This is a genomic window from Shimia sp. NS0008-38b (genome assembly GCF_040370365.1).
Lineage (GTDB): Bacteria > Pseudomonadota > Alphaproteobacteria > Rhodobacterales > Rhodobacteraceae > Shimia.
Map to the genome: position 1 here is coordinate 940,260 of NZ_BAABWQ010000001.1, position 17,236 is coordinate 957,495.

Consider the following 17,236-nt stretch of genomic DNA (forward strand, 5'->3'; position numbering starts at 1 on the left):
CGGGATGGACGGTGCAAAAAATCCAGAAGACTCGCAACTGTTGTCATTCCACTGTTTGGTAGAAGGCACGGTTCAAGGTGTAGGATTTCGCAACTGGACACGTCAGAGAGCGCGGGCCTTAGGCATCGGCGGATGGGTACGTAACAATGCCGACCGTATAGAGTTGATGTTCTCGGCAACAACATCTCAGGCAGCTGCTTTTGAAATGGAACTCAAGGCAGGCCCAAGTCGAGCGACAGTCTCCGATGTAGCCGTTCGTCACGTCAAACAGCGCCAATTTCGAACGTTTAAAGTTCTTGGCTCGAAAGGCACGCCGCCAACTGCCGCTGCTTCACAGCCCCCAAAAATTGAGCTACATTTCGATCCGTCTTATGTTGTGCTTTGCCAACGTGTCTATGATGCTCTTCCAAAAGATTTGCGCACACATAATCGTGTCGAAACCGTTCCATCAGATTGGGGGTTCGGCCAACTTGAAGATGCTGCAGAGCAAGCCAATATGGTTGTAATGCGTGTCGACCAAGGCGCACCGCGCCAATATTTGATTGAAGACGCGACGACACGATTTGGTATGAGTAGTACCCGTCTCAGCTCCGCCTCACAACTCGACACCCTTGTTGCGAACGATAAGTCCCTGACTATGGCGGTCTTGCAGCATGCGGATTTGCCTACCCCTGAGAGCCATGCAACCGATAACTTATCTGATGCCAAGTCATTGTTGGAAGCGCAAAGTCGACCGATTGTACTGAAACCCAGCCACGGCTCAAACTCCGACGGTGTAACCACAAACGTTGCTGATGGGGACGCACTTGTCGCAGCCTTCGCTGCAGCAAAGCACGCGTCACCCGACGGTCGTGTGATTGTCGAAAACTATGTGTGCGGCGTCGACCTACGGGTTCTTTTAGCGGGAGACACGTTTGTGGTCGCCTACTTGCGCCTACCGGCCAACGTGATCGGAAATGGCAAAGACACCATCGATGCGCTTGTTGAACAGAAAAACAAAGATCGTGCGACTTTGCCTGGCATTGGTCCGCAGAATCCGATCCCACGCAACGCGCTTACCGAAGACCTGATGAAACATCAGGACTTGAGCTATGACAGTGTTCCAAACGAAGGTCAGTTCGTGTTGTTGGGTTTGCGGCCAAACACATCGGACGGCGCCGATCAAATCACGATCACAGACCTGCTACACCCCACCATTCGCGCTACCTGCATCAACGCAGCAAAGATCTTAGGTGCCGGCAGTCTTTGGGGATTTGACATCCTCTCAGAGGACTTTACCCGTTCCATTGACGACGCCTGCACCGTCTTCTGCGAAGCAAACAATCGACCTTTTGGTGGTGTGTTTCGTCATGCGACGCACGGTGACTACGTCAATTTCTTCGAGTCAGCGCTGAAATCGGCTGTCCCAGGAAAATGGTTCAAAAGATGGAAATCCTCCACTTGGGAGCTGCATGTTTCAGGCTCTTTGTCGCCTAAGACAAAAGAGATTTTGAGTACAATAGGCGATATTCAAGCTGGTTCTACAACTGTGATAGCTTTAGGAAAGATAAGGCGCGATGAAGCTCTGAGGCACTACGCGCACGTCTCTCGAGATGCTCAATTGCGGGGCCGCATCATTCTGGTTGACACAAAGCATCCAATCCATCCCCTCGCATCAAGCGACATACACGCCTCACAAGAGGCACTTGATTCAATACACATGCCGGGCGACCTCACAACCGCAATCGCAGAAAGAGCCGGTGATGAGACAGCGCATTGGCAAACCGACATCCTAGCTCGCAAAGACACACACACACTGACACTTTGGGACACCAAGGCGCCCACGAGCCTTGCTGCCTACCTAGCTCGCCCCAAACGCCTCATTTCTCTGCGTACGGTGTTGGGCTCCGCCGGTATTCCAATGACGGAGCTCACACTACTGCTCACTCCTAAAGACGTCGCCGAACTAACGTCAAAACCCCCAACTTCAGGCATGTTGCACTTGTCCAGAAACTGGCGAAAACGTGTTTCGGTTGCTATATCAAGTGAAACTGACTTTACGCGTTTGGCAGACAGAATTCCCCCGGAGTGTTATCCATTGCGCATGGAGGCGTGGAGCACTTCCCAGCAACTGGAAGTGGTGGTTGTGAGCGACACTGCAATCGCTGCCGCTATACGAGATGGCGAAACCTTTAGAACGTTGATATCTCCACCGCCAACCCTGATACAAACTGCGGAAGCCGCAGCTGCCGCTATTCCAGGATTTGGCCGGGGAAGGTTTACCTTCCGCCAGTCATCTGCTCCCCTTCAAACTTGGCGTCTCCAATGCCTCAGCGCGCACTTGGCACATATCGATTTCGCAAAGCCTACATCAGGACCACCCACTGATATCGCCGCTGCAATTGCTGACGTACTTGCAGGAAATCAAACAAAGGTCCTCGCCAATCCAGACAAAACGCAGGAACCAATTTAGATCTTACTCAAGAAAGAACACCTGCTCCATGTTTGCCCACCACTCGCCCTCGTTGCGCGTCGACAACGGCTCTTGCATTGGGCCGCATACCTTCCACCACGCCTGTGTCACCGGATCTTCTGAAATCGACAACGCATCCGCTTCAAAATCATCGCCAGTATATTCCCAATAGGAGAACATTACATTCTCTGGTTCTCGTAGAAATATCGAGTAGTTTGATATGTTCGACTGCTTCAGCCGCGCCAAGACTTCTGGCCAGACATCAGCATGAAGCTTCTTGTAAGCATCCAAATGCTCTGGTTTTAGCCCAATAACCATGCCCATACGTTGCATATTACTTCTGTCCAAATGCTGTTCCCGAGTTGCCTTCAGTCTCGTTCCCGTCCCGAAGGCCTACATGCGCAGTCCGTAAAACTTCTGAGCATTTATCCCCATGATTTGGTCACGTTCGAATGCTTCAAAAGGTTCTAGCAGCACCTCCACAACCTTCATCCAGCGCCCGTAGTCTCCAGCCAAGTTCACCACCGGCCAGTCACTACCAAATAAGGTTTTGGCCGGACCAAAGCAGTGCAAAATATGTCGGGCAAACGGCGCGATATCTTCAAAAACCCATTGAGGTCCAATCTCAGTAATCATCCCTGAAAGCTTACAGAACACATTTTCAAAGTTGGCTAAACTATTCATTTCGCTCACCCATTTTGTGTCAGGCATCTGTCCCTGCCCCATAGCTGGCTTGGCCACATGATCGATCACAATCTGCAAATCCGGAAATTTTTGTGCCAATGCTTCAACAACACCCAAGTGGCGTGGCTGAATTAGAGCATCAAATCGCAAACCAACTTGCTCCATATGGGACAGGGCCACCGCCACATCTTCTCCCAAAACCCAATCCGTGGAATCGATGTTTTGCAACATTGGCCGCAGCCCTTTGAGCATCGGGTCAATCCGAAGCTTATCAATCACATCGACTGCGTTAGGCGCGGAGAGATCGACCCAACCAACAACCCCGGCCACGACGTCGCATTTGTTGCCGACTTCCAGCAAATACTGGGTTTCAGCAACTGTATCAGTTGCCTGCACCAAAACTGTTTGTGTCACGCCATTTTCTTTCAACAATGGCAATAAATCATGCGGACCAAAATCTTTGAAAATCGCAGCGACGTCTTCATTTGGCCAAGGATAGTCGCCACGCGCCAAGGTCCAAAAGTGTTGATGAGCATCTATAATCACTTTGTCGCTCCAATGACGCCTGCGCCTTTCAAGGCTGACCAAAGCTCATCGGGGACGGTTTCGTTGAATTGCGCCACATTTCGCTCAAGCGAACGAACCTTCGCTGTTCCAATCAGTGTTGAGGCCACGACATCGCTTCGGCTCGGAAACTGGATAGCAACGGTTGCCAATGCTGTATCGTGCTTATGGCAGATGGTCTCAATCTCGCGCACCCGAGCCAAAATATCTGGCGTTGCTGGTGCGTAATCGTAATTCGCTCCTGCCACAGGGCCAGTGGCCAAAATACCAGAGTTGTATACGCCGCCAATCACCAATTGAATTTTATGTGCTCGCAGTCGCTCAAAGAGGCGCACCTCCGCAGATTGATCCAATAGCGTATAGCGACCAGCCAACAAAATTAGGTCAATGGGCATCTTTCCAATCAAACGCTCACAGACTTCGACGGTGTTCACCCCGAGCCCAACGGAACCAATAACATCACTGGACTTAAGCTCTTCTAGCGCCCGTGCGCCACCGTCCAATAGCTGTTGAAAATGCGCGTGTGTGTTCGTCCCAGCGTCTGGGTCTCCAATGTCATGCACATATGCAATGTCAATACGATTGAGGCCAAGCCGCTGAAAACTGTCCTCAACTGACCGCATGATCCCATCATAAGAAAAATCGAAACGCTGTGAAAATGGAAGGGCGCTGTGAAAGCCATTGGCAACGGCAGGCGGCGATAGGTCAGGCGCGAGCAATCGCCCAACTTTGGTGGACAACACCCAACCGGAGCGGCCACGGAGAAATCGACCCAGCCGATGTTCAGCTGATCCATGTCCATAATGGGGGGCTGTGTCAAAATGACGAATACCAAGATCCCAAGCTGCTTGCAGCACGGTCTCTGCCTCCAACTCAGAGACTTGTCGATATAGACCAGCAATGCCGGAACACCCGAACGCCAACTTATGGTTTTCATTCAGCACTGTTCTGTCCTTCATATTGATTTACAGCTAGGTTCGCTTGGTGACGCTTTTGCTAACGCCAAATCGTCACGCGCTTCGGAAGCTGTCACCCGCCCTTCGGTAAGGCTGGTGAGCTTGCAATAGATTTCATCACCTGCGACAACCGACGACCCAATGCCTTTTAGAATACGATCATCGCTCATATCCAATCCGCTGCCACCGGGTCGTAAGTGTCTGATCGAGAGACGAATATCAAAACCGGGAAAATCTCTGCCCCACCCATCGAAACGCATCTAGAGCGCAAAATCACCACATTTCCACCAAGTGAGTTCAATTCAAAGCTCTCAGCCTTTTCTATGGTTTTGACGATTTTATATTGTGTTGAGCCAGCAGGCTCCACATCAAGCAAGTACCGTCTCCCTAGATCTGGCAGTTGAACTGGATTTAAGATTGAATGAATGCCGGATGTCAGAACCGTTGGATTTCGCCCTGACCATTGAATGACACCAAATTCACTCAAACGAGCCAGAATGGCGCGCACGGCTGTCCTGCTGATCCCCAGGAGTTGGCACAACTCGATTTCAGAAGGCAGCGACCCTAATTTGTCCCCCCCAGCGACATAGCCTAGGCTGCGGTTGAAACTGGTCTTATAGGTCGGATCTTCTTGTGACATGTGGTGCCATCGCTCTCTTGCGAGAAACTTAGGTTTCCAGATCAATGAACTGAAATCCGGCATGACATTTTCCAATGTGTGAAAGTTCCAGATTGAGTTTTGACAAGGTATGCTCATTTCACGCCCAAAACAGCGCGAAACTCTTTCCTGCAGGTGCCGCTCAAGAAGCGTAGCGTCTCACCCGTGCATATTACATAGTTCACAACGCCAAACTTCGTGGCCACTTTCTGCAACCGGCGGGGCTCACGCGCAGTTAAAGTCGTATTTCCATCTCTTCGCTGTGGCATATGGGTCTCCTCGCGTGAGGGTGCCATCACACCACACACAAATGTTTTTTTATATTTAGAACAGAACTGAACTCAGCAAAATGTTTATTTTCAATAAAATACAAATCTCAAACAACCCCCATAAGACACTAAAAAACATACACTTTTCAATCAAACCAACCGAACGCCAAACGCCGGATAGGCCAAATCCCCCAAGATCTTGGGGCCATTGCCTCGGAATCAGACATGGAATCCGTGAAACTTTTTGAAGGTTCGGAGTCATATTTTCAGAGTCTCTCAACTTCTTGTCTCTACTCGATTGGACCACCAAGTGATGGGAGCCGAAAATTGGATCAACGAGTACTCGCCGAAACCGCAGAAGACCTCTTTGCCTTGATCAGAACCACATCTGCAACTGATCAAGACGGCCCGGTCGCGGACCTCCTGCGCAACGGCGACATTTCAGAACTGATGATATCTATAGCCACGGATGATTTCGAAGCCGTTCGCGAAACCGCGCGTTCCGGAAGTGGCGTAAATTTTCAAGGGGCTTATGGCACCAGCCCATTGTTGTTTGCAGCAGCGCTTGCAAAACCGAATGTGTTTTCATTCTTACTCAACAACGGCGCTCGAATTGATCTCAACATTGCGCCAGAAGCCTCAGCCGTCACCTGGGCTGCCCGATACGGCTCGATACAGACCATGGAGCATGTGATAGCCACGGCACTCAAAGGAGAAGATCGTTCGCATCTGATCTTCTTTCAAGCACTAGAAGGCGCGGTGCGCTCAGACGACCCCGAAGCCAAGCTTGATAGACTGGTTGGCTTTGGATTCAACTTCATCCTACCAAACACGCAAAAACTTTCGCCCATGCACATCGCGGCGAGGGTCGGCAATGTCGATGCCATCACGAAATTATCTGCGTTTGGCTTGGACATCTCTACTCCTGGCGACAATGGAATGACGCCTATTCACATGGCCGTGACAGCTGGCAACATGCATGCTGTTACTGCTTTGATTTCCGCTGGCGCTGACTTGGAATCTCAAGACAGTCGCGGCGAAACACCCTTATTCTATGTTTCTTCGCGCGATGGTGGTCACATTTTTGACGCTCTCGTAAAAATGGGTGCGAAACCGGACGCGCGCCGCAAAGACGGTGGTACACTGCTTCACAAAGCTGCTGCCTTGGGCGATGTCCGTCTGTTCGACCGCCTGCGCGATCTTGGCATCGGCCTTGAGGACCGCGACAACAAAGGGAACACTGCTCTACATGCCGCGTCCGCCGCTAGTCAGCTTGTCGCGATGCGTAAGCTCCAAACTCTTGGCGCAGATTTGGAAGCCACCAATGGTCGTGGAGAAACACCTATTTTTCTCACCATCAATGCCGACAATCCAGCGTCGTTCCGAGCTTTAGAGAAACTTGGCGCTGATCTGACCAAACACCGAACTTACGGCGCTAGCCTGTTGCATGACGCCGCGCGATGGGGGCGAACAGAGATTCTTCAAACGTTGCTCGAAAGTGGATGTGACGCAAATTGCGTTAATGAATTCAACGAGACCCCTTTGCACTTCGCAGCTAAGTTTGGCCATATCGAGGTAATTAAAAAACTGCACGAATTTGGTGCCAACCTAGAGCAAGAAAACAAACAGGGAGAAACCCCCATCAATTCCACGATGGAAGCCTTGGGACGTAAATCCTTCGCGACATTGTCGCAATTGGGGGCAAATACTAAGACACTCAATCGTTTTGGCGAGGGGCTGATCCATTCATCCGCCCGATGCTCTGACCTTGAAATTTTTGAGAAAGTGATCGAGGAAGGAGTGGACGTAAACGCAACGTCCGAGATTGGAGAAGGTGCATTTCACTATGCTGCCCGCTCACCATTGGCGCACAAGAAATTCGAAATACTTAGCCTTTTGGGGGCTGAAATCGAAGCGGAAGACGATCGAGGGCGGACTCCAATGCACTCCGCGGCCGAAGCCAAAAATATGCCGGGCATCTTAGCCCTATATGATTTGGGTCTCAGCCCTGCAGCCACTGACCGACAAAGCGTCACACCCTTGCATCTTGCCGCGGGGTCCAGCCGTTCCGACGGCACGCAAGCTATAAAAACGCTTGTTGGCATGGGCGCTGACCCCCACGTAGTCGATGCTGAAGGACTGACTCCGTTGCACTACGCAGCGATGTCCGGGCACGCTTCTCACATCCGCTCGCTGGTTAAGCTTGGCGCCGATATCAATGTGACCGACCCACATGAAAACACACCACTTCACCTCGCAGCCAAAGCGGAGAAGAAAGAAGCTTTGGTCGAACTCTGTGATCTTGGCGCAGATTTGGATGCGCGCAACAGCGACAATCACAACGCTCTCCATGTGGCGGCTGCACTAGGCAAATCGCGCAGGATGCAGTTGATCACACAATTGCTCGACAAAGGCTTTGACATCAATTGGCGCACGGGTTTGGGCGAGACTGCGGCGCATTTGATCGCAGAAGACAAAGATCTCAAGCCCGTCGTATTGATCCGCCATATGGAAGATCTGGCGGAGTTGGGCGTGGATTTCTTCTTCCGCAATCGCAAAGGGCTAGGTGCGCTGCAGATCGCACAGGAACATGTGGAGAGTTTTGGCGAAGAATGGGAACGTAAAAAGATTGCTCAACTTCGTAAGAACCGGGGTAAGAACGGCAAGTAGCCTCTCGACGCTAATTCCAACTCAAGCAAGGCAGCGGCTCAAATCTGCCTTGCGCACACAAAAATAAAACACATCGTGAACCCCAGGTGTCTACTAACTTCTAAGCACTCGGAGATCGTGCTCCAAACAAAGCACCCATCCGCAATTATTTTGCCACAACGGCCAATACTTTAGAGCTGATAGCAAAATCTGATCTGGTCTCCGCCCACCTTCAGCGCCCCTATTTCACACTAAGCCGTTGCCAGATGTCAGGATAGCAAGGAGGGGAAAGGCAGGTTCGGCGCGCACCATAGACGTCAGCGCAGCCAATGACACCATGCCTGATGGATAATCGCTTCCTGAATCGTGAAGTGCGGATGGCCGACAACGCTGGAGTGATGCTGGAGAGTTCTGACGCCGAGCTGAACCTGTCTCACAAAACATATGATGCGACGCAGCGCTGGGGAGCCAAGATCCACGAATGAGTGCCACGCATGTACTAGAAAATACCAGCTTGAAATCGCAACAATTGATCGCTCACCCGGTTGCCTCTATCACTGACAGCCAGCCGCCCTTTGATTGGAGCCCCCATGCCAAGCTATGTGTTTGATCCGCCCTCCCCTAGTGCACTTCCGATTGCTGGGCGGTCAGAGCTGTTTCCGGTGCGCAGGGTCTACTGCATCGGGCGAAATTACGCGGCACATGCCATCGAAATGGGCCATGATCCTGATCGCGAACCACCTTTCTTTTTCCAGAAGAACCCTGACAACCTGTCAACTTCCACCACTTTTCCCTACCCTACGCACAGCGAGGACGTGCACCATGAAGCGGAGATGGCGGTGATGCTCCAGTCAGGCAGCGCCAACATCGCCACCGATGCAGCCCTAGATCACGTCTTTGGGTATGCCCTTGCTCTCGACATGACCCGCCGCGATCTGCAGGCCACTGCCAAGAAAGCTGGCCGCCCCTGGGAAATTGGCAAAGCCTTTGAGCACTCCGCTCCCATTGGTCTGATCCACCCAGTTTCAAGTATCGGCCACCCCGATCATGGACGCATTCAACTTTCTGTAAACGGCGAGCTCAGACAGGATGGGGATCTCAGTCAAATGATCTGGAAAGTGCCAGAAATAATTTCTTATCTTTCAAACTACTTTGAACTCTCCAAAGGTGACGTCATTCTGACGGGGACTCCGTCAGGTGTGGGAGCGGTGCAAAGAGGAGATCGCATGAACATGTCGATCAAAGGGCTCGGAGAGCTCTCCATCGTGGTGTCGAACTTGCGCTGAGAAGAACCCGACCCAAAAGACCCAAATCTGAAGCGCAAATCCCATCACTTTGGATGAGTGTCATCTTTACATGCTAATCGGCACAAGGTGTTATGCTTCTCGCCGGCAAAGGGCACATCACTATGATCATATATCGCAACGCCACTAACCAAGAGCTTTCGACTATTCTAAAATGGGCCGAGAAAGAGGGCTGGAACCCCGGTCTTGATGACGCCACCACGTTTTGGCTGACAGACCCTAAAGGTTTCTTTGTTGCGACCGACGGCGACAAGACTATCGCTGCCATTTCCGTGGTCAATCACACGGAAGAATTTGCCTTCCTTGGTCTGTACATTACGCATCCGTCATATCGCGGTCAGGGTATTGGATACGCGCTGTGGCAACATGCCCTCACACACGCTGGCCCCCGCACTATCGGACTGGACGGCGTGCCAGAGCAGCAATCAAACTACGCTGCTTCAGGCTTTGTCCACTCTAGCGCAACCACACGCTACACTGGTCAAATCAACGCCTCGTGCCACGCTAAAATTCGCAAGGCCATCGCCGAAGACACCGATAACTTAGTCGCGTTAGAAGGAAGAGCAGCAGGTGTCTGCAAACCGGTTTATGTGTCAGATTGGGTTGCCAACACCAGCACTCGTACCACTTGGGTGCTGGAAAGGGAGGGCACCGTTAGAGGTTTCTGCACAGTTCGCATGTGCGTTGAAGGAGCAAAGGTCGGCCCGCTTCTTGCAACGTCTGCACAAGATGCCCAACAGCTTCTTGAACACGCCGCCGCATTTGCAGGCCCCGCGCTCACAATTGATGTGCCTGACACGTCAAGTCCACTCAAACAACTCTGTTCAAAGCTCGGCTTTAAGCCCGGCTTCACGACGGCCCGTATGTATCGCGGACCATTTAGATCGGTCGAAAACACTTTTTTTGCGATTGTAACGATGGAACTAGGATAGCCTCTAAATTTTGATCTCTGGCGCATCTGAACTTAAGATCAATCACTCTCAACTCACCCATGTGAGGGCAATTCGATGGTGTGGGCCAATTCCAAGGGTTTGGATGGGGCGAACAAACGGCGGATTGTTGATCAGATGTTATAGTCGTCTCTTCCATTCTATTCGGCATCACTAGCTTCAGCGTCCCCATGGTGAAAACAGATGCCCATTTATTTCAACGGCTTGCGTAGGTGATCGATGAACACGCGGAGCCGCGTTGGCACATACGCCCGTGATGGGTAGACAATCCAAGCGGCGCTGTCAAAATCCCCCGCACTTACAGCATGATCAGGGAACAGATCGACCAGGGTTCCATCGGCTAGATCTTGATCCACCGTCCACTCTGCCAACAGCGCCACCCCCATGCCCGCAAGTGCCGCTCGCCTCACCGCGAGTGCATTTGAAATCGTTATGGATGCGCGCGGTAAAGCCTCAACAACAGTGTCCCCAACGCAAAATCGCCATGCAGAGCGAAACGCTGGCAGAGCAAACAATAGCCCATCATGTTTCTCCAATTCTATTGGCGACCGTGGCCGCCCCGCCCGCGCGACGTATGTAGGGCTCGCGACAACCCGGTATGCGGTGTCAAACAACTTCGCCATCACCATCGTGCCCATGGTCGGTTGCGGCCCAAGGCGCAGCGCAACGTCCACACCGTCGCTTGCCAAGTCAACCAATGCGTCTGACAGCATCAGCTCCAACTCAATGTCAGGATAGGCCTGGCGAAACGCCGTGATGCGAGGCATCAGCCAACGTTCCCCGAAGGCTACCGACGTGCTCACCCGCAACAAACCGGATGGATCACGCATCACATCGCGCGCAACATCTGCTGCTTCGTCCATCAACTCAAGCGCCGGTGCCAGCCGCGCCAAATACAGCGCCCCCGCCTCCGTCAGATCAAGCCGCCGTGTAGTGCGCTCAAAGATCCGGATGCCAAGATATTGCTCAACCGCCGCCACTTGACGCGATACAGAGGATGGATCCACATCTCGATCCCGCGCCACGGCGGCAAATGATCTCGCACGTGCCACCTGCAACGTAACCCGTAGAAGTTGCTCATCCATCAGCATGTCTCATTCGTGCAGTTCCTGCATGACAGCATGACATTTCATCATGTTTTTCGCAAACCATGCATGCCTCATAGTCTCCGAAGCAACCATAAACGGAGATCATCCATGACACGACTTGTCCCTCTCGCCGCCGCTATAGTTATAGTGACCGCACCGATGGCACTCGCAGCCCCCACAGAATGGACCTTGGACCTTGGCCACGCACATGTCGGTTGGTCCGTGGATCACATGAACATGGCCAACACCGTTGGGCGCTTCAATACCTTTGACGGCACATTTATGATTGATGAGACCGACCCGGCCCAATCACAGATCACCTTTGTAATCGATGCGACCTCCGTCGACAGCAATCACGCGGGCCGAGACGCCCATATCCGCAATGCTGACTACCTTGATACAGTCACATTTCCAGATATCACCTTTATCTCAACCGATGTGCAGCTTCTGACACCCAAAACGGGAAAACTCTTCGGGAATCTCACCTTGAAGGGCGCTACCGCGCCAGTGACGTTGGACTTTGAGATGGTCAACCGCCGCACCTATCCTGCCTTCATTCCCGACTACAACGAAGTCGATGTGGTTGGTTTTCACGTAACCGGCGAGATCATGCGGCTAGATCACGGTATGGATTTCATCGCCTTCCTTGGCTCCCCCACCGGATTTGCCGTTTCGTTGGATGCCCGTTTTGATCTTGTGCAGTGCGCCGACGCGCCAGACCGAAACATCCCCTGCAATTGGGGCCGCGTCGCAGGTTTCAAAGGCCCCAACGAGTAATGGTACGGAGATTTTCATGACACCCGACCTCACCGGCAAGACCGCCATCATAACCGGTGCCAGCCGCGGCATCGGCGAAGCAACAGCACGCCATTTCGCCAGTCTGGGCGCAAACGTCGCTCTTCTGGCGCGCAACAGAAGTGCCCTAGAGAACATCGCCAAGGACATCGGCCACCGGGCCATCGCACTCCCCTGTGACGTGGCCCAATGGAACGATACCAAGTTGGCCGTTGCCAAAAGCAAAGAGATTTTCGGTTCAATCGACATTCTGGTCAACAATGCCGGTACTATCGATCCAATTGCACACATTGCGGATGTAAACCCGTTTGAATGGGGACAAGCGGTCGACATCAACCTAAAGGGCGCCTTTTACATGCTGCGCGCCACTGCGCCAGAGATGTGTGCTCAGGGCGCGGGCGTTGTCATCAACATTTCCTCTGGAGCAGCCAGCTCAGCACTTGAGGGATGGTCGCACTATTGCGCGACAAAGGCTGCGCTTCTCAGTCTCACCCGAACCGCTCACAAAGAGCTTGGCCCCAAGGGCATCAACGTCGTCGGCCTCAGCCCGGGCACTGTGGCCACAGACATGCAACGTTCCATCAGATCGTCGGGACTTAACCCAGTGTCTCAGCTGGCATGGGAAAGCCACATCCCTGCTGCTTGGGTGGCCCAAGCCATCGCTTGGCTCACCACAGACGACGCGCGCACATTTGATGGAACAGACTTCTCCCTGAAAACAGAAAATGGGCGAGATACAGTAGGTCTTCCTACAACCTAGAGCGCAAAGTTATCGCTATCAAACGTGGCGGCGGCGCTTTTACGCCGCCACTTTTTTTCCTTTAGAATTTGATCGTTAAGTGTACACAAGTCAGGAAATACACACCAAAACTTGCAAAGAAACATGGCGGATTTTCGCTCAGAATTCCCGACCAGGTAGAAACGACTCGATAGATGAGTCACCGTGATTGCATAAAATTTCTAACTATTTTTGAGTGCATTTTTATACAGACGATTTTCCGTCGGGCCTGCGATTAACGAGAGGCCTTGGAATGACGACACCATTGACACCGGGAGTGTATGTTCGCGAAGCGCCTGGCGGCGCACGCGCGATTGAAGCGGCCCCGACCGCTGTAACAATTTTTGTGGGAGAAACGGAAAGAGGGCCAGTTGGCCCAACGCCGATATCCAGTGCTATTCAGTTTAGCCGTCTGTTTGGCGGTTACACGCGCGAAGATGTCGGAGGAACCCCGGCGCGCCTATTTCTGCCGTTTGCCGTTCAGGGGTTCTTTGACAACGGCGGTCCGCGCGCTTACGTGCTGCGGCTCATAGATGGGGCCAACGCAACCTCATCCCTCGCAGTGACTGATGGTGCAGAAAATGCCGCCGTTGACGCACGGGCGCCCGGGCTTTGGGGTGACAGCGTTCGGATTGCCATCACAGATGCAACCGACGGCGATGCAGCGCGCTTTAACCTACGTGTCTTTTATCAGGCACCAGGCGAAGCCAATCATACAGAAGTTGAGGTGTTTGAGGGCTTATCCGCCGATCCGTTGGATGAAAAATATACCGTGGACCAATTGGCCCGCTCAGCATTTGTCACATGGAATGGCGCAGATGTGTTCCGTCCCAACAATGACGGCGACCCAGCCGCCACCCCGCCGGGAACGCCATTGGCAGGAGGTTCTGGGGGCGATTCTGCGTCGGCTGCCGCGGACTATCCCGCTGCCTTGGCTACCTTGGATGGTCTCGATGATGCCGCGCTGATCGTTTGTGGTTCTGATCTGATGCTGAATGCCGCCAGCGCGGCTGAACACAACGGCATCGTCAACGCACTTCTCGCCTATGTCGAAGCCCGCCCTCAGCGAGATCTGTTTCTTGTAGCCGACGCACCCCGTTCAATCGCCGCCGCCGATCCCGTCAACGCTGCGGTCTCCGCCGCGCGCACAGGCATCAATGCTTCTGACCATCTTGGATTGTATTGGCCACGCATTGTGGTTGGGGATCCCGTTGGACTGGGCCGCGCCCCACAATTGGCCATTCCGGCTGCCGGACATATCGCTGGTCTCTATGGGCGCACCGACGGGCGGCGCGGAGTTTGGAAAGCCGCCGCCGGGGTCGACGCCACAGTGGCTGGTGCCACCGGTCTAGACTTCAACGTCATCGATCGTGATCAGGACCGGATGAACCCTCACGGATTAAATGCGTTGCGAACTGTACCCGGTGCCGGACGCGTGGTCTGGGGCGCGCGAACCACCCGCCCAACAACAGAGTGGCGCTATATCAATGTACGCCGAACTGCGATGTTTTTGCGGCGCTCCATCTACAACGGAATTCAGTGGGCCGTCTTTGAGGGCAACACAGAAACCCTCTGGGCCGCGCTGCGCCAATCGATTGGAGCTTTCATGGACGCACAATACCGCAACGGCGCTTTCGCAGGGGAAACATCACGCGATGCCTACTTTGTCAAATGCGACAGCGACACCACCACACCTGATGATCAGGCCGCTGGTATCGTTAACGTGCAGGTCGGTTTTGCCCCACAACGCCCGGCAGAATTTGTCATCGTGACCCTCTCTCAGAAAACAGCAATCAACTAAAGGAGCGCTTCCATGCCAATGTTCAACGTCAACGCGCACCGGATCGATCCTTACAAGAACTTCCGGTTTCAAGTCGTATGGGATGGCCAGGTCGTAGCGGCTCTATCCAAAATGTCGGCCGTCAAAAAAACCACCGAGGCCATTGAATGGCGAGCAGCTGGGGACGCAGGAATCGTGCGTAAAATGCCCGGCCGAACCAAGTTCGAGCCCATCTCTTTGGAGCGTGGTCTCACTCACGACAAGCAATTTCTTAATTGGGCAAATCAGGTCAACAACCCCGACGGCCCGGCAGCAAATTCGCTGCTTCAATATCGCAAATCGCTGCGTGTGGTGGTGCACAACATGCAGGCCACGCCGGTGATGGCAATCAACTTGCGCCGTGCATGGGTCAGCGAATTTCAGGCACTGCCGGAGTTTGACGCAAACGCCAACGCGGTCGCGATCGAAACACTCAAACTGGAATATGAGGGCTTTGACGTCGATGAGTCCGTGACTGAACCGGCGGAAACCTGATCAGACAGCGCAATTTGCCTGACGGGAGAGCATAAATGAACCAAATAACAGGACTTCAGGAAATGCGTTTTCTGGCGCAATCCGGTGGTGACGCAGCACGCTTAGCCTCGCTGGCGCGTGCAATGGGCGTTCTCACAGAGGATGCAGATCCCACCATCGCAGAATGGGAGGCGTGTTTGCTGGAGCTGCGCCGCACGTTGTCTGGTCCGCGCATCTCTGCAGAATTGACCTGTCCCGAGTGTAGTGAAGGCGTTGCACTGATATTTGGGATTGATGATCTGCCGCACCAAGCACCCAACGAAACTTTATTGGTTGAAGAGGTGGCACTCAAACCGCTGTGTCTCAGCGATCTTGAGGCCATCGAGAAGGCTCCGGGAGATCGTCTATCAACAATCCTGACGCGGGCATCAGGCAACGACACACACTGGGCAGAACAACAATTGTCTGGTCCCAAACGCGATCACATTTTGAAGGTCTTAGAGCGAGCTTTGGTCGGTTTGGATCTGCAGCTGGGCACACAATGCACAGAATGCAGCACCGAAATCGTCAGTTCCTTTGATGTACAAGCATTTGTTATGGCTGAACGCAGCGGCTCTGCAAAGCACCTGCTGGATCAGGTGCACCTGATCGCGTCAACGTACCATTGGTCTGAAAGCGAAATACTGGCGCTGACACGGGACCGACGCAGAGCTTACCTAGACCGGATTGAAAGGGACGCACTACAGATAGAGGTGAGCGATGTCAGATATTGACAGATCACCTCCCCCCCTGTCCGTCGGCCCGAGATTGGCTCGACTGCTTGGCACGACGCCGACGTCAGACCGCGCACAACTGCGGCCAGCGCAAGTTGCGTCGACACCTTTGATCTCTAGCATGCCCTCCCCCGAACTGACCGGCCCCATTGTAGAAACGACGGTCGAAAACCCCGTTTTGCCCTCCCAATCACACACTCGAAGCACTCCGCCCGCGACAGCGCTTGAACCGAGCAGTCCTCCCCAAGATCTCGACATTGAGAGCACGACAGCATCACGGGCCGCGCCTCACCTTGAAGACGCGACGAAGCCCGCAGTTCAACCGCAACACCAACCGCCCAACACCTCAACGCACACGGTTTCCAAACCACCAGTGCACAAAACCCGCCCCCAACTGCAAACCGTTCCGACCGCCAAACCACAACAACAAAGTAACGTCTCTCAAGAAATTACCATCGCCCCGACCACGGGAAATCACCCCGAAACCATGCGCGTTGAGAGACCGCGGTCGCAACTGTCCTCCAAGCCGGCTGAACTCCCCGCCAAGCACACTACACATGCAGCGCCGACACCTTCGGCGCCTCAGTCGATCATCATCCGCGAGGTCTCAACAGATAACAAATCGTCGGTGCGACCACCAGTCGAGATCAAAACCTTGGAGCCTCAAGCGCCCAAATCTTCGTCTACGCAGTCGAAGATACAAGCAGACGAAACCAACGATGGAAAACCACCACACCACACGCGCGTGCGTCATTCACCGGAGCCACCGGAGGCCGAAATACCTGCACCCACGGCCCCGGTGATACCGATACCCGACCCAATCAACTCTGTAGCGCCGATGGAAAGCAGTCGTGTTGCTCCAAATCCCGACGCACTCCCGTCGACCGTACCGCAGCCAACGCCAAAGCCATCCATCCGCGTGGAAATCGGTTCAGTGAACTTCACCTTGCGCCAGCCCGAAACACCGCGCACGCGCCCTGTGTTGCCAGTGGCCCGAAGGTCCCCACGCAGCCACAGCATTCC

Annotated in this window: 17 protein-coding genes; 10 read left to right on the plus strand and 7 right to left on the minus strand. The window is 53.4% G+C overall.

What is annotated here, in order from left to right:
• Positions 1–4 precede the first annotated feature (4 nt).
• Positions 5–2,452, plus strand: coding sequence for an acylphosphatase (locus ABWV47_RS04595; protein ID WP_353308797.1), 2,448 nt, complete (start codon positions 5–7; stop codon positions 2,450–2,452).
• Between the two features lie 3 nt (positions 2,453–2,455).
• Here the strand turns inward: ABWV47_RS04595 and ABWV47_RS04600 are convergent, their stop codons facing one another.
• From ABWV47_RS04600 to ABWV47_RS04620, 5 genes are read right to left on the minus strand one after another with little or no spacing between them, the layout of a single operon-like run.
• On the minus strand, positions 2,456–2,785 hold the full coding sequence (locus ABWV47_RS04600; protein WP_353308799.1) for an L-rhamnose mutarotase: 330 nt from the start codon (positions 2,783–2,785) through the stop codon (positions 2,456–2,458).
• A gap of 60 nt (positions 2,786–2,845) precedes the next feature.
• Positions 2,846–3,682 carry an amidohydrolase family protein gene (locus tag ABWV47_RS04605; RefSeq protein WP_353308801.1) on the minus strand — a complete coding sequence of 279 codons (837 nt, stop codon included), beginning with the start codon at positions 3,680–3,682 and terminating at the stop codon, positions 2,846–2,848.
• Positions 3,679–4,659, minus strand: a complete 981-nt coding sequence (locus ABWV47_RS04610) for an aldo/keto reductase (RefSeq protein WP_353308804.1) — start codon at positions 4,657–4,659, stop codon at positions 3,679–3,681. Before ABWV47_RS04610 ends, ABWV47_RS04605 begins: the two co-directional genes overlap by 4 nt.
• Positions 4,656–4,826 carry a hypothetical protein gene (locus tag ABWV47_RS04615; RefSeq protein WP_353308806.1) on the minus strand — a complete coding sequence of 57 codons (171 nt, stop codon included), beginning with the start codon at positions 4,824–4,826 and terminating at the stop codon, positions 4,656–4,658. Before ABWV47_RS04615 ends, ABWV47_RS04610 begins: the two co-directional genes overlap by 4 nt.
• Complete coding sequence (locus ABWV47_RS04620) at positions 4,823–5,371, minus strand: hypothetical protein (RefSeq protein ID WP_353308808.1); 549 nt, start codon at positions 5,369–5,371, stop codon at positions 4,823–4,825. Before ABWV47_RS04620 ends, ABWV47_RS04615 begins: the two co-directional genes overlap by 4 nt.
• A 539-nt stretch (positions 5,372–5,910) precedes the next feature.
• On the opposite strand from ABWV47_RS04620, the gene ABWV47_RS04625 reads away from it, so the two are divergent.
• From ABWV47_RS04625 to ABWV47_RS04640, 4 genes are all read left to right on the plus strand, one after another.
• Positions 5,911–8,253, plus strand: coding sequence for an ankyrin repeat domain-containing protein (locus ABWV47_RS04625; protein WP_353308810.1), 2,343 nt, complete (start codon positions 5,911–5,913; stop codon positions 8,251–8,253).
• 323 nt (positions 8,254–8,576) lie between these two features.
• On the plus strand, positions 8,577–8,717 hold the full coding sequence (locus ABWV47_RS04630) for a hypothetical protein (protein WP_353308813.1): 141 nt from the start codon (positions 8,577–8,579) through the stop codon (positions 8,715–8,717).
• 105 nt (positions 8,718–8,822) lie between these two features.
• Positions 8,823–9,518, plus strand: a complete 696-nt coding sequence (locus tag ABWV47_RS04635) for a fumarylacetoacetate hydrolase family protein (protein ID WP_353308816.1) — start codon at positions 8,823–8,825, stop codon at positions 9,516–9,518.
• 122 nt (positions 9,519–9,640) lie between these two features.
• Entirely contained in the window at positions 9,641–10,468 is an 828-nt protein-coding gene (locus tag ABWV47_RS04640; RefSeq protein ID WP_353308818.1) for a GNAT family N-acetyltransferase, read from the plus strand.
• 209 nt (positions 10,469–10,677) lie between these two features.
• Here ABWV47_RS04640 and ABWV47_RS04645 read toward each other — a convergent pair whose 3' ends face one another.
• On the minus strand, positions 10,678–11,571 hold the full coding sequence (locus tag ABWV47_RS04645; RefSeq protein WP_353308820.1) for a LysR family transcriptional regulator: 894 nt from the start codon (positions 11,569–11,571) through the stop codon (positions 10,678–10,680).
• A gap of 111 nt (positions 11,572–11,682) precedes the next feature.
• Between ABWV47_RS04645 and ABWV47_RS04650 the strand changes: the two genes are divergently transcribed.
• The 5 genes from ABWV47_RS04650 (at position 11,683) to ABWV47_RS04670 (ending at position 16,213) form a co-directional block, all read left to right on the plus strand.
• Positions 11,683–12,351: a YceI family protein gene (locus ABWV47_RS04650; protein ID WP_353308823.1), complete on the plus strand. Its 669-nt coding sequence runs from the start codon at positions 11,683–11,685 to the stop codon at positions 12,349–12,351.
• Between the two features lie 16 nt (positions 12,352–12,367).
• On the plus strand, positions 12,368–13,129 hold the full coding sequence (locus ABWV47_RS04655; RefSeq protein WP_353308826.1) for an SDR family oxidoreductase: 762 nt from the start codon (positions 12,368–12,370) through the stop codon (positions 13,127–13,129).
• Positions 13,130–13,400: 271 nt separating this feature from the next.
• A complete protein-coding gene (locus tag ABWV47_RS04660) occupies positions 13,401–14,948 on the plus strand; it encodes a phage tail sheath family protein (RefSeq protein WP_353308829.1) in 1,548 nt (515 codons plus the stop codon).
• A 12-nt stretch (positions 14,949–14,960) separates the two neighbouring features.
• On the plus strand, positions 14,961–15,461 hold the full coding sequence (locus tag ABWV47_RS04665) for a phage tail protein (RefSeq protein WP_353308831.1): 501 nt from the start codon (positions 14,961–14,963) through the stop codon (positions 15,459–15,461).
• Between the two features lie 35 nt (positions 15,462–15,496).
• On the plus strand, positions 15,497–16,213 hold the full coding sequence (locus tag ABWV47_RS04670; RefSeq protein ID WP_353308834.1) for a hypothetical protein: 717 nt from the start codon (positions 15,497–15,499) through the stop codon (positions 16,211–16,213).
• Between the two features lie 750 nt (positions 16,214–16,963).
• On the opposite strand, the gene ABWV47_RS04675 is transcribed toward ABWV47_RS04670, so the two are convergent.
• Positions 16,964–17,233, minus strand: coding sequence for a hypothetical protein (locus ABWV47_RS04675; protein WP_353308836.1), 270 nt, complete (start codon positions 17,231–17,233; stop codon positions 16,964–16,966).
• Positions 17,234–17,236 lie beyond the last annotated feature (3 nt).